Annotated in this window: 19 protein-coding genes and 1 pseudogene; 16 read left to right on the top strand and 4 right to left on the bottom strand. The window is 72.3% G+C overall.

Features of this window, described 5'->3' with window-relative positions; genetic code table 11:
• Positions 1–3 precede the first annotated feature (3 nt).
• The 3 genes and pseudogenes from HF526_RS02215 to HF526_RS02205 form a co-directional block, all read right to left on the bottom strand.
• Complete coding sequence (locus tag HF526_RS02215) at positions 4–429, bottom strand: hotdog fold thioesterase (protein ID WP_420821577.1); 426 nt, start codon at positions 427–429, stop codon at positions 4–6.
• Between the two features lie 121 nt (positions 430–550).
• Positions 551–1381 (bottom strand): annotated as a pseudogene (locus HF526_RS37265) (DNA glycosylase AlkZ-like family protein); the annotation flags it as partial.
• 250 nt (positions 1382–1631) lie between these two features.
• A complete protein-coding gene (locus HF526_RS02205) occupies positions 1632–2456 on the bottom strand; it encodes a methyltransferase domain-containing protein (protein ID WP_169379521.1) in 825 nt (274 codons plus the stop codon).
• 293 nt (positions 2457–2749) lie between these two features.
• On the opposite strand from HF526_RS02205, the gene rpsA reads away from it, so the two are divergent.
• The 5 genes from rpsA to HF526_RS02180 all read left to right on the top strand — a co-directional run bounded on the left by rpsA (position 2750) and on the right by HF526_RS02180 (position 7718).
• Entirely contained in the window at positions 2750–4213 is a 1464-nt protein-coding gene (gene rpsA, locus HF526_RS02200; protein ID WP_169379520.1) for a 30S ribosomal protein S1, read from the top strand.
• A 250-nt stretch (positions 4214–4463) separates the two neighbouring features.
• Entirely contained in the window at positions 4464–5120 is a 657-nt protein-coding gene (locus HF526_RS02195) for a hypothetical protein (RefSeq protein WP_169379519.1), read from the top strand.
• Positions 5121–5145: 25 nt separating this feature from the next.
• On the top strand, positions 5146–6348 hold the full coding sequence (gene coaE, locus HF526_RS02190) for a dephospho-CoA kinase (protein WP_169379518.1): 1203 nt from the start codon (positions 5146–5148) through the stop codon (positions 6346–6348).
• Positions 6349–6474: 126 nt separating this feature from the next.
• Positions 6475–7179: a sigma-70 family RNA polymerase sigma factor gene (locus HF526_RS02185; RefSeq protein ID WP_169379517.1), complete on the top strand. Its 705-nt coding sequence runs from the start codon at positions 6475–6477 to the stop codon at positions 7177–7179.
• Complete coding sequence (locus HF526_RS02180; protein WP_169379507.1) at positions 7176–7718, top strand: hypothetical protein; 543 nt, start codon at positions 7176–7178, stop codon at positions 7716–7718. Before HF526_RS02185 ends, HF526_RS02180 begins: the two co-directional genes overlap by 4 nt.
• Here HF526_RS02180 and HF526_RS02175 read toward each other — a convergent pair whose 3' ends face one another.
• The gene (locus HF526_RS02175; RefSeq protein ID WP_211176670.1) at positions 7719–8252 is read right to left on the bottom strand and encodes a ribonuclease FAU-1 family protein; all 534 of its coding nucleotides are present in this window, start codon (positions 8250–8252) and stop codon (positions 7719–7721) included.
• A 59-nt stretch (positions 8253–8311) separates the two neighbouring features.
• Here HF526_RS02175 and uvrB point away from each other — a divergent pair, with 59 nt between their 5' ends.
• The 11 genes from uvrB to HF526_RS02120 all read left to right on the top strand — a co-directional run bounded on the left by uvrB (position 8312) and on the right by HF526_RS02120 (position 22762).
• Positions 8312–10489: an excinuclease ABC subunit UvrB gene (uvrB, locus tag HF526_RS02170; protein WP_420821576.1), complete on the top strand. Its 2178-nt coding sequence runs from the start codon at positions 8312–8314 to the stop codon at positions 10487–10489.
• 151 nt (positions 10490–10640) lie between these two features.
• A complete protein-coding gene (locus tag HF526_RS02165) occupies positions 10641–11972 on the top strand; it encodes an MFS transporter (protein WP_169379516.1) in 1332 nt (443 codons plus the stop codon).
• Positions 11973–12063: 91 nt separating this feature from the next.
• Positions 12064–13359: a glycosyltransferase 87 family protein gene (locus HF526_RS02160; RefSeq protein WP_169379515.1), complete on the top strand. Its 1296-nt coding sequence runs from the start codon at positions 12064–12066 to the stop codon at positions 13357–13359.
• A gap of 462 nt (positions 13360–13821) precedes the next feature.
• The gene (locus HF526_RS02155; RefSeq protein ID WP_169379514.1) at positions 13822–15090 is read left to right on the top strand and encodes a GAF domain-containing protein; all 1269 of its coding nucleotides are present in this window, start codon (positions 13822–13824) and stop codon (positions 15088–15090) included.
• A gap of 101 nt (positions 15091–15191) precedes the next feature.
• Positions 15192–16574 (top strand): dihydrolipoyl dehydrogenase, encoded by a 1383-nt coding sequence (gene lpdA / locus HF526_RS02150; RefSeq protein WP_169379513.1) that lies wholly within the window; start codon positions 15192–15194, stop codon positions 16572–16574.
• Between the two features lie 122 nt (positions 16575–16696).
• Positions 16697–17797, top strand: coding sequence for an NAD(+)/NADH kinase (locus HF526_RS02145; RefSeq protein ID WP_211176669.1), 1101 nt, complete (start codon positions 16697–16699; stop codon positions 17795–17797).
• The gene (locus HF526_RS02140) at positions 17794–18864 is read left to right on the top strand and encodes a 2,3-butanediol dehydrogenase (protein ID WP_169379512.1); all 1071 of its coding nucleotides are present in this window, start codon (positions 17794–17796) and stop codon (positions 18862–18864) included. Before HF526_RS02145 ends, HF526_RS02140 begins: the two co-directional genes overlap by 4 nt.
• On the top strand, positions 18861–19628 hold the full coding sequence (locus tag HF526_RS02135) for an acetoin reductase (protein ID WP_169379511.1): 768 nt from the start codon (positions 18861–18863) through the stop codon (positions 19626–19628). Before HF526_RS02140 ends, HF526_RS02135 begins: the two co-directional genes overlap by 4 nt.
• Entirely contained in the window at positions 19625–20620 is a 996-nt protein-coding gene (locus HF526_RS02130; protein WP_169379510.1) for a thiamine pyrophosphate-dependent dehydrogenase E1 component subunit alpha, read from the top strand. The genes HF526_RS02135 and HF526_RS02130 overlap by 4 nt, the downstream gene beginning before the upstream one ends.
• 14 nt (positions 20621–20634) lie before the next feature.
• The gene (locus tag HF526_RS02125; protein ID WP_169379509.1) at positions 20635–21648 is read left to right on the top strand and encodes an alpha-ketoacid dehydrogenase subunit beta; all 1014 of its coding nucleotides are present in this window, start codon (positions 20635–20637) and stop codon (positions 21646–21648) included.
• Between the two features lie 7 nt (positions 21649–21655).
• Positions 21656–22762, top strand: coding sequence for an acetoin dehydrogenase dihydrolipoyllysine-residue acetyltransferase subunit (locus HF526_RS02120; protein WP_169379508.1), 1107 nt, complete (start codon positions 21656–21658; stop codon positions 22760–22762).
• Positions 22763–22764 lie beyond the last annotated feature (2 nt).

Here is a 22764-nt window from a genome sequence, read left to right as displayed (position 1 = left end):
GGCTCAGACCTTCGGCCGGGTGTCGCGGTGCAGGCAGGTCAGCTTCGCGGTGCAGGTCCGCCGGCCCTGCTCGTCGGTGATCACGATCTCGGAGGTCGACGTGCTGCGGCCGATGTGGATGGGGCGGGCCACACCCGTCACCCAGCCCTCGGTGGCCGACCGGTGGTGCGTGCACGCGAGCTCCAGCCCGACCGGGAACCGCTCGGGCAGCGCGTGCAGCGCCGACAGCGTCGAGCCGAGCGTCTCGGCCAGCACCGCGTTCGCCCCACCGTGCAGCAGCCCGTAGGGCTGGCGGTTCCCCGTCACCGGCATCCGGCCGACGACCTCCTCCAGCGTCATCGAGGTGATCTCGACACCCATCCGGCTGGTCAGCAGCTCGGCTGCGTCGAGCGTGGGGATGTCGGTCAGGTCGGTGGGGTTGATCGGCACGAGCGGCACTGTATGTCAGCCCCGCCGCGCGCCGCGGCCCCGGCGGCGTCGCTGCCGCGAACGCCACACCGTCATCCCCACACCACCTCGACACCCTGCCCCCGAGCACCTCCGCGTATCGGGCCGCATGCCGCTCGGCGCCCCGCCACACCGCTGCGGGCACCCGGCCGAACGGGCGCACCGTCACCCGCACCACGTCGTCACGGATCTCGTGCTCCCACACCCCGGCCACCGTGCCGTCGACGACGAGCACGGGGGAGATCCAACCCGCCGTGCGGGAGACCTCGGGGTCGCGGCCGGCCGGGATCGCCCGTCGCCGGTGGCTGATCGGGGCGATCACCCACGGGTCGAATCCGGGGAGCAGCAGCGGATCGCCCGCGCGGTCGGGCACCGCGGCCAGTTCGGCGGCATCCTCGGAGCGGACGACACAACCCGGCTCACCGTCGATCTCCACGTCGGTCGGTGCGTCGGCGTCGGCCTGCACCCATCGTTTCGCCGGCGCCGGCGGCTCGCCCCACCAGCGGGCGACGTCGGCGGCGGTCGCCGGGCCGTTCGCGGCCAGGAATCGCAGCAGCACCTCCCGGGCCGCCGTCCCCGGATCGACCGGTACCGGCGCCCGGCCCAGCCACGCGGCGGGGGAGACGAAGGTGACGGTGGACAGTGGCCCGGCCAGCTCCGGCCGGCGCGGGTGTGCGCAGATCACGGCGGCGAGCTCGGCCCGGCTCAGCGGTTCGGCGCCGAGGGCCGCGCCGACCGCGGCGGTGACGGCATGCAGCTCGGCGGCGGTGACGCCGTGCTCGCGCTCCCAGGACGGCGGGAAGCGGCGCCGGGACTCCCGGTCGGTGAGCGCGCCTGTCCACAGGTCGAGCTCGCCGGCGGGCAGCAGGTGCAGGGTGCCGCGCATCGCCCAGGTGCGGACGAGGGTGCGCTCGGCCCAGAGCAGTGCGTGCAGGTCGGGGGGGCGGTCCGGCGGTGCGCACCCCGGCGATCAGGGTGCTGCCGGAGGCCACCTGGGCGTGCACCCCACAGAGCCGCCGGGCCACCGTCGGCGTGTCCGGCGCCGGTTCGGACAGCAGTTGGCGCCGCGCCCGCCATCTGCCCACCTGCCGCCAGCTCACCGGCACGAAACGGATTCCAGCACACGAGGACGACACAACCTGCCGACTCGCTCGCCCGAATGTGCCGACTCGCGGGGAAGCGTGTCAGGGGCGGCGGGTGCAGAAGATGGCCGTGCCCGGGAAGAGGGCGCCGCGCAGCGGGGACCACTGTCCCCACACCGTCTCCCGGCCCTCCGGCCACTCGGGCTCGACGATGTCGGTCAGGACGAGCCCGGCGGCGACGACGTCGCGCACCCGGTCGCCGATCGTGCGGTGGTGTTCGACGTAGGTCGCGGCGCCGGTCGCGTCGACCTCCACGTAGGGCGTGCGGTCGAAGTACGACTGGGTGACGGTCAGCCCGTCCGGGCCCGGGTCGTCGGAGAACATCCAGCGCATGGGGTGGTTCACCGCGAACACCCACCGCCCGCCCGGGCGCAGCACCCGGGCCACCTCGCGCATCACCTGCCGCGGCTCGGCCACGAACGGGACGGCGCCGAATGCGGAGCAGGCGAGGTCGAACGACGCGTCGGCGAAGGGCAGTCGTTCCGCGCCGGCCTGGACGAGCGGGACGGTGATGCCGGTCGCATCCCCCAGCGCCGCGGCGTGCCGGAGCATCCCGCGGGACAGGTCGAGCGCCACCGGGAGGGCCCCCTGCGTCGCCAGCCAGCGGGCACACGGCGCCGAGCCGCAGCCGACTTCCAGCACCCGTGCCCCGCGCAGGGCCGCCGGCCCCCCCAGCAGGTCCGCGTCGGCCTCGCGCAGGCCCTCGGGGCACCAGATGAAATCGGCGTCCCCGATGTCGGCCCCGTGTTCGGCCAGGTAGTCGCCGGCGTCGGCGTCCCACCAGGCCCGGCTGGCCCGCTCCGACTCGGCCGCCCCGACCGCGCGCCGCGCCACACCGGTGGTCCCCAGGATCTCCTCCGCGCTCACCCCCGTATGGTTCCGCGCGGAACGCGCGCAGAGTGGTGGGGTACCCGCATTGCCCTGCTGATCCGGTGCCGCGTACCATGAAAAACGCACTGTGGTCAACGTGGCGCCCGGCAATTCGCGATCAGCTGGGCCGTCTGTTCGCAGACCGCCGACATGCCGTGCGCCTAGATCTGAACGACCTGTCCGACCACAGGAATCGACGAGCAAGGGTGACTGTTACAACGTCACAGCACGACACAGCCAGCCAGGTCCGTACGACCACCCCCATATCCATTACCGGAGCACCCCACTACATGTCCACCGACACCACCGCCGCCCCGACCACGCCGCAGGTCGCCGTCAACGACATCGGGTCGGAGGAGGACTTTCTCGCCGCCATCGACCAGACGATCAAGTACTTCAACGATGGCGACATCGTCGAAGGCACCATCGTCAAGGTCGACCGTGACGAGGTCCTGCTCGACATCGGCTACAAGACCGAAGGCGTCATCCCCTCCCGCGAGCTGTCGATCAAGCACGATGTTGATCCGGCCGAGGTGGTCGAGGTCGGCGAGTTCGTCGAGGCCCTCGTTCTCCAGAAGGAGGACAAGGAAGGCCGGCTGATCCTGTCCAAGAAGCGCGCCCAGTACGAGCGCGCCTGGGGCACGATCGAGGCTCTCAAGGAGGCCGACGAGCCCGTCGAGGGCACCGTCATCGAGGTCGTCAAGGGCGGCCTGATCCTGGACATCGGGCTGCGCGGCTTCCTGCCCGCGTCGCTGGTGGAGATGCGCCGGGTTCGCGATCTGCAGCCGTACGTCGGCCGCAAGATCGAGGCCAAGATCATCGAGCTGGACAAGAACCGCAACAACGTGGTCCTGTCCCGCCGTGCCTGGCTGGAGCAGACCCAGTCCGAGGTCCGCAGCGAGTTCCTCAACCAGCTCGCCCGCGGCCAGGTCCGCAAGGGTGTCGTCTCCTCGGTCGTCAACTTCGGTGCGTTCGTCGACCTCGGCGGCGTCGACGGTCTGGTGCACGTCTCCGAGCTGTCCTGGAAGCACATCGACCACCCGAGCGAGGTCGTCGAGGTCGGCCAGGAGGTCACCGTCGAGGTCCTCGACGTCGACCTGGACCGCGAGCGCGTCTCGCTGTCGCTCAAGGCCACCCAGGAAGACCCGTGGCGCCTCTACGCCCGGACCCACGCGATCGGCCAGATCGTCCCGGGCAAGGTCACCAAGCTGGTTCCCTTCGGTGCGTTCGTGCGCGTCGAGGAGGGCATCGAGGGTCTGGTGCACATCTCCGAGCTGGCCGAGCGCCACGTGGAGATCCCGGAGCAGGTCGTGCAGGTCGGCGACGACTGCATGGTCAAGGTCATCGACATCGACCTCGACCGGCGCCGCATCTCGCTGTCGCTCAAGCAGGCCAACGAGGGCATGACGGTCGACACCGAGTTCGACCCGACCCGCTACGGCATGGCCGCCGAGTACGACGAGCAGGGGAACTACATCTACCCCGAGGGCTTCGACGTGGAGTCCGGCGAGTGGCAGGAGGGCTTCGAGGCCCAGCGCGAGGCGTGGGAGAAGGAGTACGCCGAGGCGCACGCCCGCTACGAGCAGCACATCGCGCAGATCAAGAAGGCTGCCGAGGCAGAGGCCGAGGCGTCCGCCGACGGTGGCGCCACGAACTACTCCTCGCAGGGTGGCGCGCCCGCCGAGAGCGGCGGCTCGCTGGCCAGCGACGAGCAGCTCGCCGCGCTGCGGGAGAAGCTCTCCGGCGGGGCCTGAGCCTCCAGCCGGGGACGCCTGATCCCTGATTGACCCGAACGGCCCCGGTGACCACACGGTCACCGGGGCCGTTCGTCTGTGTGTCGGGCGGCGCCAGCGCATCACGGTTGTACTGCGTTCGGTGACCCGACGGGCGCGTCTGCTGAGTTGATCACGCCTTCGGCTCTACGGTTGACGCATGCGCGGCAGGGGGGCGCGTCGGACGGTGACCGGTGCAGTCAGATTCCTATTCCTTCTTCTTCTCGTCGGGGTGACCGCCGCCTGCGGGAGTTCCGCCGGCCGGCAGACGCTGCCCGTGCCGACGTTCGCGGATCCGACGCCGGCCGCCGCGGCGGGTTCGGCCGCCAAGCACGACGGCGTACTGCCCGACGACTGCGGCCAGTTGCTGTCGGCGGCCGATCTCGCGGCGTTGCTCGCCCAGCCGCTGGACTCCGTCGTGATCCGCACGGTGCGCGGCGTCCCCGAGCCCTCGGTGGGACAGACCGGCCGGCTCGGCTGCACGTACACCAGCATGAACGGGCCGGCCAAGGGCACCACCCTGCTCGTTCTCAACGTGCGCCGGTACACCGACGCGGCCGCGGCGACCCGGCAGTGGAAGCTCAACACCGACGCCGAGCGGGCCGGGGAGGCCAACAGCAGCGACCTGTCGATCGGCACCGCGCCGGCGGTGCTCCTGCAGCGCGCCAACGGCGCGGTGCTGCTGGTGGTCCACGGCGGCGATGCGCTGACCTTCCAGCTGACCGGTCCGCCTCCGGGGCGCACGGCCCAGGACACGCTCGTCGACCTCACACAGCGGGTGCTGCCTCAGGTCGCGGCGAGCGCTCCCCTCGCCACGCCGGCCGGGCCGGCGCCCACGACGACCGCGCCCGCTGCCGTCCCCGCGGCCGCCGCCGCGCCGCACCCGTGATCGCGGGCCGCGTAGCGTGACCGGAGTGCTGCGAGTAGGGCTGACCGGGGGCATCGGATCGGGCAAGTCGACGGCGGCGCGCCGCCTGGTGGAGCACGGCGCGGTGCTCGTCGACTCGGATGCGCTGGCCCGCGAGGTGGTCGCGGCCGGCAGCGAGGGTCTCGCCGAGATCGTCGAGACCTTCGGGCCGGAACTGCTGGGCCCCGACGGCGAGCTGGACCGTCCGAAGATGGCGTCGGTGGTCTTCGCGGACCCGGCCGCGCGGGACCGGCTCAACGCGATCGTGCACCCGCGGGTGCGCCGCCGGTCCGACGAGCTGATCGCCGCCGCGCCGGCCGACGCGATCGTCGTGCAGGACATCCCGCTGCTCGTCGAGGGCCGGATGTCGGCGTTCTTCCCCCTGGTGGTGGTGGTGCACGCCGACGCCGAGGAACGGGTCCGGCGGCTGGTCGGCAGCCGCGGGATGCCGGAGGCCGACGCCCGGTCCCGGATCGCGGCGCAGGCCGACGACGACGCCCGCCGCGCGGCGGCCGACGTGCTGCTGGACAACAGCGGGACCCCCGACGAGCTCAGCGCGGCCGTCGACGAGTTGTGGGCCCGGCGGCTGGTGCCGTTGGAGGAGAACCTGCGGCTCCGCCGCGTCGCGCCCGGTGGTCCGCCGCGGCTGGTGGACCCGGACCCGCAGTGGCCGGCGCAGGCCGCGCGGGCCGCCGCGCGGATCGCGCTCGTGGCCGGGGAGCACGGGCTGGGCGTCGAGCACATCGGGTCGACCGCGGTGCCCGGATTGCCGGCCAACGACGTCATCGACCTGCAGCTCGCCGTCCGGTCGCTCGACGACGCGGACGCGCTGGCCGGCGCGCTCGGCGAGGCCGGCTTCCCGGCGCGCCCGACGATCACCCAGGACAACCCCAAGCCTATCGACCCGGATCCGGCGCACTGGCGCAAGCGCTACCACGGCAGTGCCGACCCGGGCCGGGTGCTGCACCTGCACGTCCGGGAGGCCGGCTCCGCGGGCTGGCGCTACGCGCTGCTGTTCCGCGACTGGCTGCGCGCCGACGAGGCCGCGCGTGCGGAGTACCTCGGGGTCAAGCGGCAGGCCGAGCGCCGATGCGGCGACGACTCGGACGCGGGCCGGTATGTCGAGCTGAAGGAACCCTGGTTCGACGCTGCGCTCCCGCGCGCGGAGCGCTGGGCCACTGAATCCGGATGGCGGTCCCCGTTAGGCTGAACGGCGGTGCCGCATCTGTAACGGCCTGCACTCGTTACTCGATGGAGGGAGCGGGGGATCAGTGCCGTCCGTCCTCACGACGGGCAGCACGGCGCCGCGACGAGCATCGGGCGAGGGGACAAGGGTGTGAGTGCGCTGGTCGAGCACCGTGCCGGGTCCGGCAGCGGCGACCCGGGCGACCCCGAGGGCCCCGGCGAGCCCGCCGCGTCGGACATGACCGTCGAGGAGCAGGTCGAGGGCGAGCCGACGGCTGACGAGGAGCCGGCGGCCGACGACGAGGAGCGGGCGGCCGTGGTCCAGGACGGCCCGGGGCCGTCGCCCGCGGAACTGCGCGTCGACTTCGGCGCTCACCTGGAAGCCAACTACCAGCGGCTCGTCGGCCAGTTGTATGCGATCACGCTGGACTCCGGTGAGGCCCACGACGTCGTCCAGGATGCCTACTCGCGGGCCTGGCGTGAGTGGTCGGAGATCGGGAGCTCGGCCGACTCGACGGCCTGGATCCGCCGGGTGGCCGTCCGCTCGACGATGCGCAGCTGGCGGTCCGTGCTGTCCCGGATCGGCATCGGGCGGCCCCGGCCCCCGGCCGGCGAGGCCGTCGACCCGCGCACCGCCGCCCTGCTGGCAGCCCTCAGCCGACTGGATGCCGCCGAACGGCGCAGCGTGGTGCTGTTCCACATGGTCGGAATGCCGCTGCACGAGATCGCCGCGCTCGAGCACGTGTCGCCCGGCACGGTGCAGGCGCGGGTGTCGCGGGCGCGCAACGTGGTGACCGAGGGGCTGGCGGACGTGCTGCCGGCCGTCCTGGGCGGGTACGAGGAGGACTACCGGTGACGGATCCGCTGACCCGGGTGACCGAGGAGTTCCGCCGCCTGGACGACGAGCTGTCGGCGGGGGTCACGCTGCCCGCGGTCGACACCGTCATCCGGCGCACCAGTTCGCTCAACCGCGCCAGCACGGCCGCCGCGGCGGCGGTGCTGACCGTCGGGGCGCTCGGCGGGATCACTGCGGTCGCGCAGGCCGCCGCGCAGTCGGGCGTGCCCGCGCCGCCCGTCGCGGTGCCGACGACGCCGGAACCGACCACCACCGGCGCTCCGCCGCCGCCCCCGATCGCCGAGCCTGTCCCGGTGGTGACCCCGCCGCACGAGGAGCCGGTTCAGCGGACCCGGGTCCGGGTGCCGCGGACCACGCTGGAGCCGCCGCCACCCCCGGTGACACAGCCGCCGGTGACGGAGCGGCCGACGACGCGGCCGCCGCGGACGACCGAGCCGCCCACCACGTCCCCGACCGGACCGGAGGGCACTCCCGACCCGCCCGCGCCGACGACGGGGGGCGGGGGCTCGTTGCTCGGGTTCCTGAGCCCGTTCAGCTGATCAGGGGCGGTCCCGCCAGCGCAGCCTGATCCCCAGGGTGGCGAGCCAGGCGTCGAGATCATGGCCGTGCGCGGCGAGCGCGGCGACGGTCTGGTGGGTGCGGTGCATCGCGTACTCGGCGGCCTCGGCGTCGAGCAGCCCGCCGGCGACGGCCGCGACGAACTCGTCGACGTCGATCACCCGCGAGTCCCGGCCGGTGTTGACGACGATGTCGAGGTAGAGGTCGGTCATCCGCCAGCACTTCTCGCCGCGCTCGATCACGGCGATGTCGAGGTAGAAGTCCTGGTCGCGCTCGTGGCCGGGGTTCCACCACCAGTCGGTGACGCAGATCCCCAGGTCGGGCAGCAGCCACGACTCGATCCAGTGCGCCGTCGGCCGGGCCACGATCGCGCGGCTCATGTAGAGCCCGAAGGGCTCGACCCGGAACTCCTCGACGGCCCGCTGCACGCCCTTGTTGTCGATGTTCACGCGGGCCGCGACGTCGAAGGTCTGGATCTTCGGCGGGTGCACCGGGCCGATCCTGTCAGACCGCATCGATGCGCGCTCCGCCGACGACGCGCGAGTTGTCGGTGCCGGCTCGTACCCTGGAGGACGTGGCATTTGCGACCGAGATCCCCGGCAGCGCCGCGCTGCAGGACGTCCCCGTCGCCCAGTCGGAGTTCCGGCCGGTCGGCGAGATCCCGCGGACCGGCGGGCGGTTCGAGGTGGTCAGCGAGTACGAGCCGGCCGGCGACCAGCCGGCCGCGATCGCCGAGCTCGAGCGCCGGCTCAGGGCGGGGGAGCAGGACGTCGTCCTGCTCGGCGCCACCGGAACCGGCAAGTCGGCCACCACGGCGTGGCTGATCGAGAGGGTGCAGCGCCCGACGCTGGTGATGGCGCCCAACAAGACGCTCGCCGCCCAGTTGGCGAACGAGCTGCGCGAGATGCTGCCCAACAACGCGGTCGAGTACTTCGTCTCGTACTACGACTACTACCAACCCGAGGCGTACATCGCCCAGACCGACACCTACATCGAGAAGGACTCCTCGATCAACGAGGATGTCGAGCGGCTGCGGCACTCGGCGACGCAGAAGCTGCTGTCCCGGCGCGACGTCGTGGTGGTCGCCTCGGTGTCGTGCATCTACGGCCTGGGCACGCCGCAGTCCTACCTCGACCGGTCGATCGAGCTGACGGTCGGTGGCGAGGTGGAGCGCGACACGCTGCTGCGCGCCCTGGTCGATGTGCAGTACACGCGCAACGACCTCGCGTTCAACCGCGGCACCTTCCGGGTGCGCGGCGACACCGTGGAGATCATCCCGGCCTACGAGGAGCTCGCCGTCCGCATCGAGTTCTTCGGCGACGAGATCGAGGCGCTCTACTACCTGCACCCGCTCACCGGCGAGGTGATCAAGCAGGTCGACACGCTGCGGATCTTCCCGGCCACGCACTACGTGGCCGGCCCGGAGCGCATGGAGAAGGCGATCCGCGGGATCGAGGCCGAGTTGGAGGAGCGGCTGGCCGAACTCGAGCGCCAGGGCAAGCTTCTCGAGGCCCAGCGGCTGCGGATGCGCACCCAGTACGACATCGAGATGATGCGCCAGGTCGGCTTCTGTTCCGGCATCGAGAACTACTCGCGGCACATCGACGGCCGCGGCCCCGGCTCCGCCCCGGCGACGCTGCTGGACTACTTCCCCGAGGACTTCCTGCTCGTCATCGACGAGTCGCACGTGACGGTGCCGCAGATCGGCGGCATGTACGAGGGCGACATGTCTCGCAAGCGCAACCTCGTCGAGTTCGGGTTCCGGCTCCCCTCCGCGGTCGACAACCGGCCGCTGACCTGGGAGGAGTTCAGCGACCGGATCGGCCAGACGGTGTACCTGTCGGCGACCCCCGGCCCGTACGAGCTGTCGCGGACCGGCGGCGAGTTCGTCGAGCAGGTCATCCGGCCCACCGGCCTGGTCGACCCCGAGGTGATCGTCAAGCCCACCAAGGGCCAGATCGACGACCTGGTGCACGAGATCCGCACCCGCACCGAGCGCGACGAGCGGGTCCTGGTCACCACCCTGACCAAGAAGATGGCCGAGGACCTCACCGACTACCTGCTCGAGCTGGGGATCCGGGTCCGCTACCTGCACTCCGAGGTCGACACCCTGCGCCGCGTCGAGTTGCTGCGGCAGCTGCGGCTCGGCGAGTTCGACGTGCTGGTCGGCATCAACCTGCTGCGAGAGGGCCTCGACCTGCCCGAGGTGTCGCTGGTCGCGATCCTCGACGCGGACAAGGAGGGCTTCCTGCGGTCGGGGACCTCCCTGATCCAGACGATCGGCCGCGCGGCGCGCAACGTGTCCGGCCAGGTGCACATGTACGCCGACACCATCACCGACTCGATGCAGCACGCCATCGACGAGACCGAGCGGCGCCGGGCCAAGCAGATCGCCTACAACAAGGAGAAGGGGATCGACCCGCAGCCGCTGCGGAAGAAGATCGCCGACATCCTCGACCTGGTGTACCGGGAGGCCGAGGAGGACGCCGTCCCCGTCGGCGGGTCCGGACGCAACGCCTCGCGCGGCAAGCGGGCCGCGGGTGAGCCGGGCCGGGCGAGCTCGGGGGTGATCGCGGGCCGCGACACGACGTCGATGCCGCGCGCGGAGCTGGCCGACCTCATCCAGCAGATGTCCGACCAGATGCTCGCCGCGGCGCGTGACCTGCAGTTCGAGCTCGCCGCCCGGCTCCGCGACGAGATCGCCGACCTGAAGAAGGAACTGCGCGGAATGGACGCCGCCGGGATCCGCTGAGTCCCGCCCCGGCGCGCCGGGTGCCACCTCCCGGTTCTCGATGCATGATCGAATCACTGTCGCGTGGGACCCGGCGGGGCCCTGGCCAGCGGTTGCCGGCTGCCGGGCCGCGGGGCAGAGTCAGCCCGCTCGACGGATGGGGGGCGGGCGGATGACGGAACAGACGGACGGCCCGCTGCGGGCGCCGGCGCAGACCACGTCGCGCCGGCGCGGCGTCCGGCAGCTCCTCGCGGCGTCGGTGGGCAACGCCGTCGAGTGGTACGACTGGTACGCCTACTCGTTCCTGAGCGCGTACTTCGCCCGGCAGATCTTCCCCGCGGCCGCCGGTCAGCCGCTGATCCCGTTGCTGAACACCTTCGCGGTGTTCGCCGTCGGCTTCTTCATGCGGCCGCTGGGCGGGCTGCTGCTCGGGTCGGTGGCCGACCGGATCGGCAGGCGCGGCGCGCTCACGTGCACGATCCTGCTGATGGGCGGCGGCAGCCTGCTGATGGCTGTGCTGCCGACCTACGCACAGGCCGGGCTGCTCGCCCCGGTGCTGCTGGTCCTCGCCCGGCTGATCCAGGGGCTGTCCATCGGCGGCGAGTTCGCGGCATCCACCACGTTCCTCGTCGAGTCGGCGCCGCCCGGCCGCCGCGGGTTCTTCGCCGGGTTCCAGTACGTCAGCACCACGATCGGCCAGCTCCTCGCCTCCGGGCTCACCGCGCTGCTCGCGGTGCTGCTCACCGCCGACGACATGAACGGCTGGGGGTGGCGCATCCCGTTCGCCGTCGGCGCCGTGATCGCGCTCGTCGGCTTCTGGATCCGCCGGGCCGCCGAGGAGACCCACCCGGCGCAGGCCGGGCTCGCCGCCGGCCGGCGGCCGCCGCTGCTCGAGGCGCTGCGCCGCTACCCGCGCCAGTCGCTGCTGATCGGAGCCGTCACCGTCGCCGGCACGGTCGCCTACTACACCTGGACGACCTACTTCCCGACGTACGCGCAGGTCAACGACGGCTTCCCGGCGGCCGACGCACTGCTCGCCGGCACGATCGCGCTGACCTTCTTCGCGGTCATCCAGCCCCTGGGCGGGATGCTGTCGGACCGGTACGGCCGCAGGCCGCTGCTGCTGGTCTTCGCGGGCGGGTTCGCCATCGGCGTCGTCCCGCTGCTCGGGCTGATCGGATCGTCGTGGGTGACGCTGCTGCTCGTGCAGTGCGCCGGCATGGTGTTGCTGACCGGCTACACCTCGATCGCCGCCGCGCTCAACGCGGAGCTCTTCCCCGGTCACGTGCGCGCCGCCGGGATCGGGTTCCCGTACTCGCTGACCGTCGCGCTGTTCGGCGGCACCGCGCCCTACCTGGCCACCTGGCTGAGCGCGGCGGGGCACCCGACCTGGTTCCCGTACTACGTGGCGGTGCTGGCGCTGTTCGGGTTCGTGGTCTACTGGCGGCTGCCGGAGACCGCGCACCGGCCGTTGGACCCCGGCGCCGGAGGTCGGCCGCTGTGACGCACCGCAGCCATGGCAGCTACCGTGTGTTTCGACAGCAGCCGTTGTCACAGGAATCATCGGCATCTCACGTACCGGCCGGAGGACCCGCTTGACCGTCTCGAGCACGCCGACCGGTGCCGCCGTGTTCGTCCGGCAGCTGCGTTCCCGGCTCGCGTCGCCCCGGTCCACCCTCGTCATCACCGTGCCGGTGCTGGTCCTGGTCATCGCCGGGCTGCTGGTGGACACGCACGGCTACCACATCGACCTCGAGGTCTACCGGCTCGGCGTGCAGACCTGGCTCGCCGGCGGGGACATGTACGGCAACCTGCCGCCCACGATCAGCGGGCTGGCGCTGCCGTTCATCTACCCGCCGTTCGCGGCCATGGTGCTCACCCCGCTGGTGCTGCTGCCCTGGACGGCGTCGTGGATCACGCTGTTCCTGTTGTCGCTGAGCAGCCTGGCCGTCACGCTGTACGTGACGGCGCTGCGGGTATGGCCGGCGGGCGGCCGCGGTGGTGCGCTGTCCGTCGCGTCGCTGGCGATGCCGCTGGCCCTGCTCCTCGAACCGGTACTCCAGACATTCGAGTTCGGCCAGGTCAACCTCATCCTGATGGCGCTGGTCGCGGTCGACGCCATGGTCGAGAAGCCGCGCTGGCCGCGCGGACTGCTGGTCGGCATCGCTGCGGCCATCAAGCTGACGCCCGCCGCGTTCGTGCTGTACTTCCTGCTCCGCCGGGACTTCCGGGCGGCGATCGTCGCGACGCTGACCGCCGCGGCGGCGACCGGGCTGGGCTTCCTGGTCGACGCCGCGGCGTCCGCGAAGTACTGGTTCGGCGGCCCGGCGTCCGGGGTCAGCGGCTCGGTCTTCTACACCAACGAGACCATTCAGGCCGTGTTCGCCCGGCTCGGCACGACCGGCACGGCGCTCACCGCCGTCTGGCTGGCGCTCACCGCGGGGCTGCTGGTGCTGCTCGTGCCGGTGGCGCGCCGGGCCGACGCGCCGCTCGCGATGGTCGCGGTGGCAGGGTTTGCGTTGCTGGTCTCGCCGACGTCGTGGTCACACCACTGGGTGTGGATCGCGCCGGCCCTCATGGTGACCATCGGGCATGCGTTGCGGCAGTGGTCGTCCGGCTGGGCCGTGGTCACCGGCGTGCTGCTCGTCGCCTTCTATGTCGCGCCGTTCCGGTTCCTGCCGCACAACAACGGGGCGGAACTGGCCTGGAGCGGGTTCGAGCAGGTCGTCGGGGCGACCTATGTGATCGTCGCGATCGCGCTGCTGGCGGTCGGCTGGTGGCGGTACGGCCGCCAGGGCCAGGGCCAGGGCCAGGGCCAGGGCCAGGGCCAGGGCCAGGGCCAGGGCCAGGGCCAGGGCCAGGGCCAGGGGCGGGACGCAGGCGCGGCCTGACCGCGCATCCGGGCTCGGTACCGGTCTGCACGGCCGGTGAGCGGAGCACGTCGTCGACCGGGCAGCCGACCCCGACGCTGATCCAGGACTCGCCCGACAGGTCGGTGAGGTGCACCTTCCGATCCGCCTGACCCGTTGCGGCTGACGCGGTGGATGTCGGTCGTGCCGCCGCCGGTATCCGGCCGGCGTCGTCGCCCCGTACTCGCTGCGTTCCCGATCGTGGGATCGCGCTCGCGGCCGGGTGCTGGGGGAGCGCCCCGGCGTGGTCGAGTCGGTGTCCGCGGGGGTGATCGTCGCCGGTGTGCTGCTGGGGACCCCGCCGGCCCGGCCCGCAGCGGTCCCGAGCCCACCGGCGGCGGTGTGGCCGAGCCCCTGGCGCCTCCGGGGAAGGCCGGGTGAGCGCACACAGCGTATGGCGCAGCCCACATCGCCGCCCTACGCTGGCCCGGGGTGATGCGGAGGATGGCAGTGGACGAAGGCGTCTGCGCGATCCGGCCGGGGATCGACCTCGGGCGGCACGCCCGCATGCTGGCGCGGGTGCACGATGCGCTGCTGTCCGGGGACCGTCCGCCTGCCGACCCCCGGCGGCTGGTCGCCCGGTCCTGGCAACGGGTCCGGGCCCAGGGTGTCGACCCCGACCTCGGCGACCCGCCCGGCCCGATCGGCCCCGATGAGGTCGAGCAGCGCCGGGTCCGCTCGCCGTTGCACCGGGTACTGCCCGAGCTGCGCGCCGCCCTGACCTCGGTGGCCGAGGACGCGCGGCACGTCATGGTGATCACCGACGCCGACGGCGTGCTGCTGTGGCGGGAGGGTTCGTCGCTGGTCCGGCACCGGGCCGACCGGCTGGGCTTCACCGAGGGGGCCACCTGGTCCGAGTCCGTCGTGGGCACGAACGCGATCGGCACGGCGCTGGCCGAGGACGCCCCGGTGCAGATCTTCTCCGCCGAACACTTCGTGCGGACCCACCACGTGTGGACCTGCACCGCCTGCCCCGTGCACGACCCGCGCACCGGTGAGCTGCTCGGCGTCGTCGACGTCAGCGGGCCGGCCGAGACCGTGCATCCGACCACCGTCGCGCTGGTCGGCACCGCGGTGAAGCTCGCCGAGGCCAGCCTGTGGCGCCAGCACGAGGGCCGGCTCGACGCGCTGCGGGCGGTCGCCGCGCCGATGCTCGCCGGCGTGTCCGGCCCCGGCCTCGTCGTCGACGACCACGGCTGGGTGGCCGCGGTGACCGGGATGCCCGCCGTGGACCGGGTCGCCGCGCCCCGGGCGTGCGGCCCGATCGCGGTGCACGGCGTCGGGCTGTGCATCCCCGAGCCGGTGCCCGGCGGCTGGCTGCTGCGGGCCGCGACCGGCGGCCCCGCGTCGGCCCCGATGCGGCTCACCCTCGACCTCGACGCCCGGCCACCCCGGGCGATCGTGGAGGGCACCAACGTCTGGCTGCACCCACTGTCCACCCGGCACGCCGAGGTGCTGCTGCTGCTCGCCCACGCCGGTCCCACCGGGCTCGACGCGGCGGCGTTGAGCACCGCCCTCTACGGCCAGGACGGGCACCTGGTGACGGTGCGCGCGGAGATGTCCCGGCTGCGCCGCAGCCTGGGCGGTCTGCTGCTGGCCCGGCCGTACCGGATCGCCCCGGAGGTGGAGGTCCGGCTGCCCGATCTGGCGGAGTGCGCGCTGGTCCGCGCGTCCACCGCGCCCGGCGTCCAGAGGCTGGCCGCCCACGACTGACAGCCCGGCCCGCGGTTGCAAGGTCGGTGCAACCGTTGTCCCCCGACCTCCGCCCGGCCACGGTGGCTCCCCTACGGCTCGGTGAGGCGAGGGAGGCACGCATGACGGGGACGTCGGTCGACCTGGTGATCCTGGGTGGTGGGTCGGGGGGTTACGCCTGTGCCCTGCGGGCGGCCGAGCTGGGGATGTCCGTGGTCCTGGTGGAGAAGGACAAGCTCGGCGGGACGTGCCTGCACCGCGGCTGCATCCCGACCAAGGCCCTGCTGCACGCCGCGGAGGTGGCCGACGCCGCCCGCGACGGGGACCGGATCGGGGTGCTGAGCGCGGTCTCCGGGATCGACATGGCCGGGGTGAACGCCTACAAGGACGGGGTCGTCGGCAAGCTCTACAAGGGGCTGCAGGGGCTGGTGTCCGCCCGTGACATCGAGGTGGTGACCGGGACGGGGACCTTCGTGGCGCCGACTGCGGTCGAGGTCGACGGTGAGCGCTACGTCGGCGCGAACGTGGTGCTGGCCACCGGTTCGTCGGCCCGCAGCCTGCCCGACCTGGAGATCGGCGGCCGGATCGTCACCTCCGACCAGGCGCTGACCCTCGACGAGGTCCCGGACCGGGTCGTGGTGCTCGGCGGCGGCGTGATCGGGGTCGAGTTCGCGTCGGTGTGGAGGTCCTTCGGCGCCGAGGTCACCGTGGTCGAGGCCCTGCCCCGGCTGGTGCCGAACGAGGACGAGTTCGCGTCCAAGCAGCTCGAGCGCGCCTTCCGCCGCCGCAAGATCAAGTCGAGGACGGGGGCGACGTTCGCCGGGGCGAAGCAGACCGGCGACGCAGTGACGGTCAGCCTGGAGGGCGGGGCGGACGTCGAGGCGGACCTGCTGCTGGTCGCCGTCGGGCGCAGCCCGAACTCGACGGGGAACGGGTTCGCCGACGCCGGCCTGGCGACCGACCGCGGTTTCGTGCGCGTGGACGAGCGATTGCGCACGAACCTGGCAGGGGTGCACGCGGTCGGTGATCTGGTCGAGGGTCCTCAGCTCGCCCACCGCGGGTTCGCCCAGGGCATCTTCGTCGCCGAGGACATCGCCGGACTGAACCCGCCGGTCATCGACGAGGCCGGCATCCCCCGGGTCACCTACTGCGAGCCCGAGGTCGCCTCGGTCGGGCTGACCGAGACCCAGGCCCGCGAGCGGCACGGCGAGATCCAGACACTGACCTACGACCTGGGCGGCAACGGCAAGTCCCAGATCCTGCGCACCTCCGGCGCGATCAAGCTGATCAAGGCCGGTGCCCCGGGGACAGAGGGTCCGGTGGTGGGCGTCCACATGGTCGGCGCCCGGGTGGGGGAACTCGTCGGCGAGGCGGAGCTGATCGTGAACTGGACCGCGACCGCCGGTGAGGTGGCGCAGTTCATCCACGCGCACCCGACCCAGAACGAGGCACTGGGGGAGGCCCACCTGGCGCTGGCCGGCAAGCCCCTGCACGCGCACGCCTGATCGAGCGGGCGGCCTGCAACCCGGCTGCAACCGTTGCCCGAACCTGCCCGCTTCGGTGAGGTGAGTCACAACTGACCGGTACGTACGGAGCCCACGACACGGACGATCCGAGGGAACAGCGGATGGACGCCGACCGGAGCGGACCCGGCCTGGCCCCGGTGCCGGGGTCGGTGCTCGGCATCGTGGCCAACCCGATGTCCGGGCGTGACATCCGCCGGCTCGTCGCGCAGGCCTCGGTCTTCCCCAACTCGGAGAAGACGAACATGACGCTGCGGCTGATCACCGCCGCGGGCGCCACCGGGGTGGAACGGGTGCTGATGTCCACCGACGCGATGGGGGTCGCGGCCGGGGTCGTCCGGGCCCGGAACAAGCGGACGAGCCGGTCCGGGCGCTGGCCGGACGTCGAGTTCTGCGAGCTCGCCGAACTGACCGGCACCGCCGACGACACCCGTGAACTGGTCCGGGCCATGCGCAAGCAGGGCGCCGGCGTGATCGTGCTGCTGGGCGGGGACGGCACCGTCCGGGCCGCCGCGGCAGAGAGCGACGGCGTGCCGCTGCTCCCGCTGTCGACCGGCACGAACAACGCGTTCCCCGAGATGTGGGAGGCGACCGTCGCCGGCACCGCGGCCGGGCTGCTCGCCGCCGGCCACGTCGACGTCGAGGAGTCGAGCTACCGGGCCAAGGTGCTGCACGTGCAGGCCGGTTCCGGTCAGGACGGCGCCCACGAGGTGGCCCTGGTGGACGTCTGCGTCTCCAGCGTCGCGCACGTCGGGTCCCGCGCGCTGTGGCAGCCGGAGACCCTGCACGAGCTGTACTGCTCGTTCGCCGAGCCGCACGCGATCGGGCTGTCGAGCGTCGCCGGGCTGCTCCGCCCGACCGCCCGCACCCACCCCGACGGCGTGGTGGTCCGGCTGGCCGGCGGGGAGGCCGCCGGGCGCACCGTGCTCGCCCCGATCGCGCCCGGCGTCATCGCCCCGATCGGGGTGCGCGCGGTGGAGCCGCTGCGCGTCGGCGAGCCGCGCACCGTCGGGCTCCGCGCCGGGACCGTCGCGGTCGACGGTGAGCGGGAGATCGAGTTCGGCCCGTCGCGGCCGGTCAGCGTCACGCTGGCTGCCGACGGGCCACGGGTCATGGACGTCCGCGGGGTGCTCGCCGCCGCCGCGGACCGTCAACTACTGGTCACGAACCCGTCGGGGTCCCCGGCGGCACGGGAGGACAGATGAGGGCAGCGCGGTTCCACGGGCAGGGCGACATCCGGATCGACGAGGTACCCGACCCGCAGGTCGGGCCCGGCCAGGTGGAGGTGACCGTCGACTGGTGCGGCATCTGCGGGACCGATCTGCACGAGTTCCTGGAGGGGCCGATCTTCATCCCGGCGCCGCAGGCACCGCACCCGCTCACCGGGCAGACGCTGCCGGTGGTCATCGGCCACGAGTTCGCCGGCGTGGTGTCGGGCGTCGGCTCCGGCGTCACCGGTGTCGCGGAGGGCGACCGGGTCGCCGTCGAGCCGTACTACGTGTGCGGCAAGTGCGCGGCGTGCCGGGCCGGGCGCTACAACATCTGCCGGTCGCTGGGCTTCATCGGGTTGTCCGGCAACGAGGGAGGGTTCGCCGAACGCTGCGTCGTCGACGCGCAGTGGGTGCACTCGCTCGGTGACCTGCCCACCGACGTGGGTGCGCTGGTCGAGCCGCTCGCCGTCGGCTACCACGCGGTCCGGATGTCCGGGCTGCCCGAGGGCGGCACCGCGGCGGTGTTCGGGGCCGGTCCCATCGGCCTGGTCACCGCGGCCTGCCTGCGTGCCGCCGGGGCCGGGAAGGTGATCGTCGTCGAGCCCGCGGCGGCTCGGAAGGCGAAGGCCGAGGGCGCCGGCGCCGACGTCGTGCTCGACCCCGGCGAGGCCGACGTGCCGGACGCCGTCCGCGATCTCACCCGGGGGGTGGGTGCCGACGTCGCGTTCGAGTGCGCCGGCATCGACGCCGTGCTCGCCTCCGCGATCGGTTCGGTACGCCCGGGCGGCACCGTGGTCAACGTGGCCATCTGGGGCCACGTCCCGAAGGTGCCGGTGAACGACCTGGTGCTGTCGGAGATCAGCCTGGTCGGCTCGCTGGCCTACTGCAGCGACCACGCCGACACGATCGCGCTGCTCGCCGACGGCAAGGTCGACGCCGAGCAGTTCATCACCGGCCGGATCGGCCTGGACGACATCGTGACCGGCGGCTTCCGGGAGCTGATCGACAACAAGGAACAGAACGTCAAGATCCTGGTCAGCCCGAAGGAGGTGCTGTCGTGAGCACCGCGATCGTCACCGGGGCGGGGCGGGGGATCGGCCGCGGGATCGCGCTGCGGCTGGCCCGCGACGGGCATGCGGTCGCCGTCAACGACATCGACAAGACAAGCGCCGAGTCGGTGGCTGCCGAGATCGCGGCCGCCGGCGGCCGCAGCATCGCCGTGCCCGCCGACGTCACCGACCGGGCTGCGGTGTTCGCCCTCGTCGACCAGGTGGCGAGTGAGCTCGGCAGCGTCGACGTGATGGTGGCCAACGCCGGGATCGCGCAGGTCAAGACGATTCTCGAGCTGACCCCCGAGGACCTGCAGAAGATCTTCGAGGTCAACGTGTTCGGCGTCGTCTACTGCCTGCAGGCCGCCGCCGAGCGGATGATCGCCCAGGGCGCCGGCGGCAAGATCATCAACGCCGCGTCGATCGCCGCACACTCCGGCTTCGACTACCTGGGTCACTACTCGGCCACCAAGTTCGCCGTCCGTGCGCTGACCCAGGCCGCGGCCAAGGAGCTGGCGAAGCACAAGATCACCGTCAACGCGTACTGCCCGGGCATCGTCGGCACCGATATGTGGGACCTGATCGACGAGAAGTTGGGTGCCTATCTCGGCACTGCGAAGGGCGAGGCCCTCGCCAACTACTCCCAGCTCATCGCGCTGGGGCGGGTGCAGACCCCGGAGGACGTCGCCGGGTTCGTCTCGTACCTGGCCGGACCGGATTCGGAATACATGACCGGACAGTCGGTCATGATCGACGGAGGGATCGTGATGTCATGACCGGGACTCTCCCGACCGCTGTGACCCAGGAGCTGGGGCCCGACGAGCTGCTCCAGGCCTACCGCACGATGCGCACCATCCGTGATTTCGAGGAGCGGGTGCACGAGGAGTTCGCCGGCGGCGACATCCCCGGCTTCGTGCACCTCTACGCGGGGGAGGAGGCGTCCGCGACCGGCGTGTGCAGCCACCTGGACGAGCGCGACGCCATCGCCAGCACACACCGCGGGCACGGGCACTGCATCGCCAAGGGCGTCGACGTCAGGGCGATGATGGCCGAGATCTACGGCAAGTCCACCGGGTCGTGCCGCGGCAAGGGCGGCTCGATGCACATCGCCGACCTGTCCAAGGGAATGCTCGGCGCCAACGGCATCGTCGGCGGCGGCCCGCCGTTGATCTGCGGGCGGGCGCTGGCGGCCAAGCAACTCGGCACCGGCGGGGTCGCGGTCGCGTTCTTCGGCGACGGCGCGTCGAACCAGGGCACCACCCTGGAGTCGATGAACCTGGCCAGCATCTGGAACCTGCCGGTGATCTTCGTCGCGGAGAACAACGGCTACGCCGAGGCCACCAGCTCGACCTGGTCGGTGGCCACCGACGACATCGCCGACCGCGCCGCCGCGTTCGGGATGCCCGGCGTGATCGTCGACGGCTTCGACTTCTTCGCCGTCTACGAGGCCGCCGGTGAGGCGATCGCCAGGGCCCGCGAGGGCGGTGGCCCGACGCTGATCGAGGTCAAGTTCACCCGCTATTTCGGGCACTTCGAGGGTGATCAGCAGCTCTACCGCGGCGACGAGGTCGCGCAGGCGCGCGACAAGCTCGACTGCCTCAAGCGGTTCCGCGGCCGGGTCACCGAGACCGGCCAGCTCACGAACGACCAGCTCGACGCGGTCGACGTCGAGGTGGCGAAGCTGATCGACGAGGCCGTCGTCGAGGCCAAGGCCGCCCCCAAGCCGGGCCCGGCCGACCTGCTCACCGACGTCTACGTCTCGTACTGAGGGGGTAAATGATCATGGCACGCAGCATCACCTACCGCGAGGCGATCAACGAGGCGATCGCGCAAGAGATGGAACGCGACCCGCGCGTGATCGTGATGGGCGAGGACAACGTCGGCGGCTCCGGTTCGCCGGGCGAGATGGACGCCTGGGGCGGCGTCCTCGGCGTCACCAAGGGCCTCTACGGGCGGTTCCCGGACCGGGTCATGGACACCCCGATCTCGGAGTCAGCGTTCATCGGCGCCGCGATCGGCGCGGCCACCGGTGGCCTGCGGCCCGTCGCCGAGCTGATGTTCATCGACTTCATGGGCGTCTGCTTCGACCAGATCTTCAACCAGGCGGCGAAGTTCCGGTACATGTTCGGCGGCAAGGCAGTGACCCCGGTCGTGATCCGCACGATGTGGGGCGCAGGGCTGCGCGCGGCAGCGCAGCACTCCCAGTCGCTGCTGCCGGTGTTCACCCACATCCCCGGGCTGAAGGTGGCCGCGCCGTCGAACGCCTACGACGCGAAGGGCCTGCTCATCCAGTCCATCCGTGACGACGACCCGGTGATCTTCGCCGAGCACAAGATGCTCTACGACACCGCGGCCGAGGTCCCCGAGGAGAGCTACGCCGTCCCGTTCGGCGAGGCCAACATCGTCCGCGAGGGCGGCGACGTCACCATCGTCGCGATCGGGCGGATGGTGAACACCGCCGTCGAGGCCGCGGACGAACTCGCCGGTGCCGGCATCCAGGCCGAGATCGTCGACCCGCGGACCACGAGCCCGCTGGACATCGACACCATCCTGGAGAGCGTCGAGAACACCGGGCGCCTGGTGGTGGTCGACGAGTCGACTCCGCGGTGCTCGCTGGCGTCGGACATCGGGGCCACCATCGCGCAGGACGCCTTCGGGTCGCTGCGGGCACCGATCCAGCTCGTCACCGGGCCGCACACGCCGGTCCCCTTCGCCGACTCGCTGGAGGACCTGTTCATCCCGGACGCGCAGAAGATCGCCAACGCGGTGAAGACGACCGTGGAGTGGAAGAAGTAGCAGCGCCATGACCGATGACCGGATCCAGAAGGTCACGATGCCCAAATGGGGCCTCTCCATGAAGACCGGGAAGATCATGGAGTGGTTCGTCGACGAGGGCGACACGATCAACAAGGGTGACGACCTCGTCGACATCGACACCGACAAGATCGCCGGGACGCTGGAGTCGACGGCGGAGGGGTTGCTGCGCCGGATCGTCGCGCAGCCGGATTCGGAGCTGCCGATCGGGGCCACGCTGGCGGTGGTCGCACCGGCCGAGGTGCCCGACTCCGAGATCGAGGCGGTCGTCGCGGAGGCGCTCGCCGAGATCGAGTCGGGCGCACTGGAGGCCGCCGAGGAGTTGCTTCCCGAGTCCGTCGACATCGACGGGCGGACGATTTCCTACCTGACCATGGGCGCGGAGATCGAGGCGGTGCCGATCGTGCTGGTGCACGGCTACGGCGGGGACAAGAACTCCTGGCTGTTCGTGCAGCAGCCGCTCGCCGAGCAGGCGCCGGTGCACGCCCTGGACCTGCCGGGGCACGGGGCGTCGAGCAAGGACGTCGGCGACGGGTCGCTCGACTTGCTGGCCGGCACCCTGCTCGGCTTCCTCGACGCGCTGGACATCCCGCGGGCGCACCTGGTCGGGCACTCGCTCGGTGGGGCGGTGGCCGCCGCGGCGGCCCGCTCCGTGCCGGACCGGGTGGCGTCGCTGACGCTGCTCGCGCCGGCCGGGTATAGCGGCACCCCGAACGCGGGGTACCTGCGCGGGTTCGCGGCGGCGACGTCGCGGCGCGAGCTGAAACCGCTCGTGGGCGACCTGTTCGCCGATCCCGGGCAGGTAACCCGGCAGCTGGTGGACGACCTGCTGAAGTACAAGCGGCTCGACGGGGTTCCGGCCGCGCTGGCCACGCTGCTCGGCACGCTGCTCACCGACTCCGATCAGCAGGCCATCGACACACCGGCGCTGCTGGCCGGCGTCGACGTGCCGGTGACGATCGTCTGGGGCCGGCAGGACAAGATCCTGCCGCGCCCCGACGGCGTCGACGCCGACGAGGTCGATGCCGGGCACATGCCGCAGATGGAGGCGCCACATGAGATCGTCCGGGTGGTGCAAGCACAGCTCCAGCCCTGACC

The sequence above is a fragment of the Pseudonocardia acidicola genome (assembly GCF_012911935.1).
Taxonomy (GTDB): Bacteria; Actinomycetota; Actinomycetes; order Mycobacteriales; family Pseudonocardiaceae; genus Pseudonocardia; species Pseudonocardia acidicola.
The sequence above is the reverse complement of the archived record's forward strand: the minus strand, read 5'-3'. Positions and strand labels throughout refer to the sequence as shown.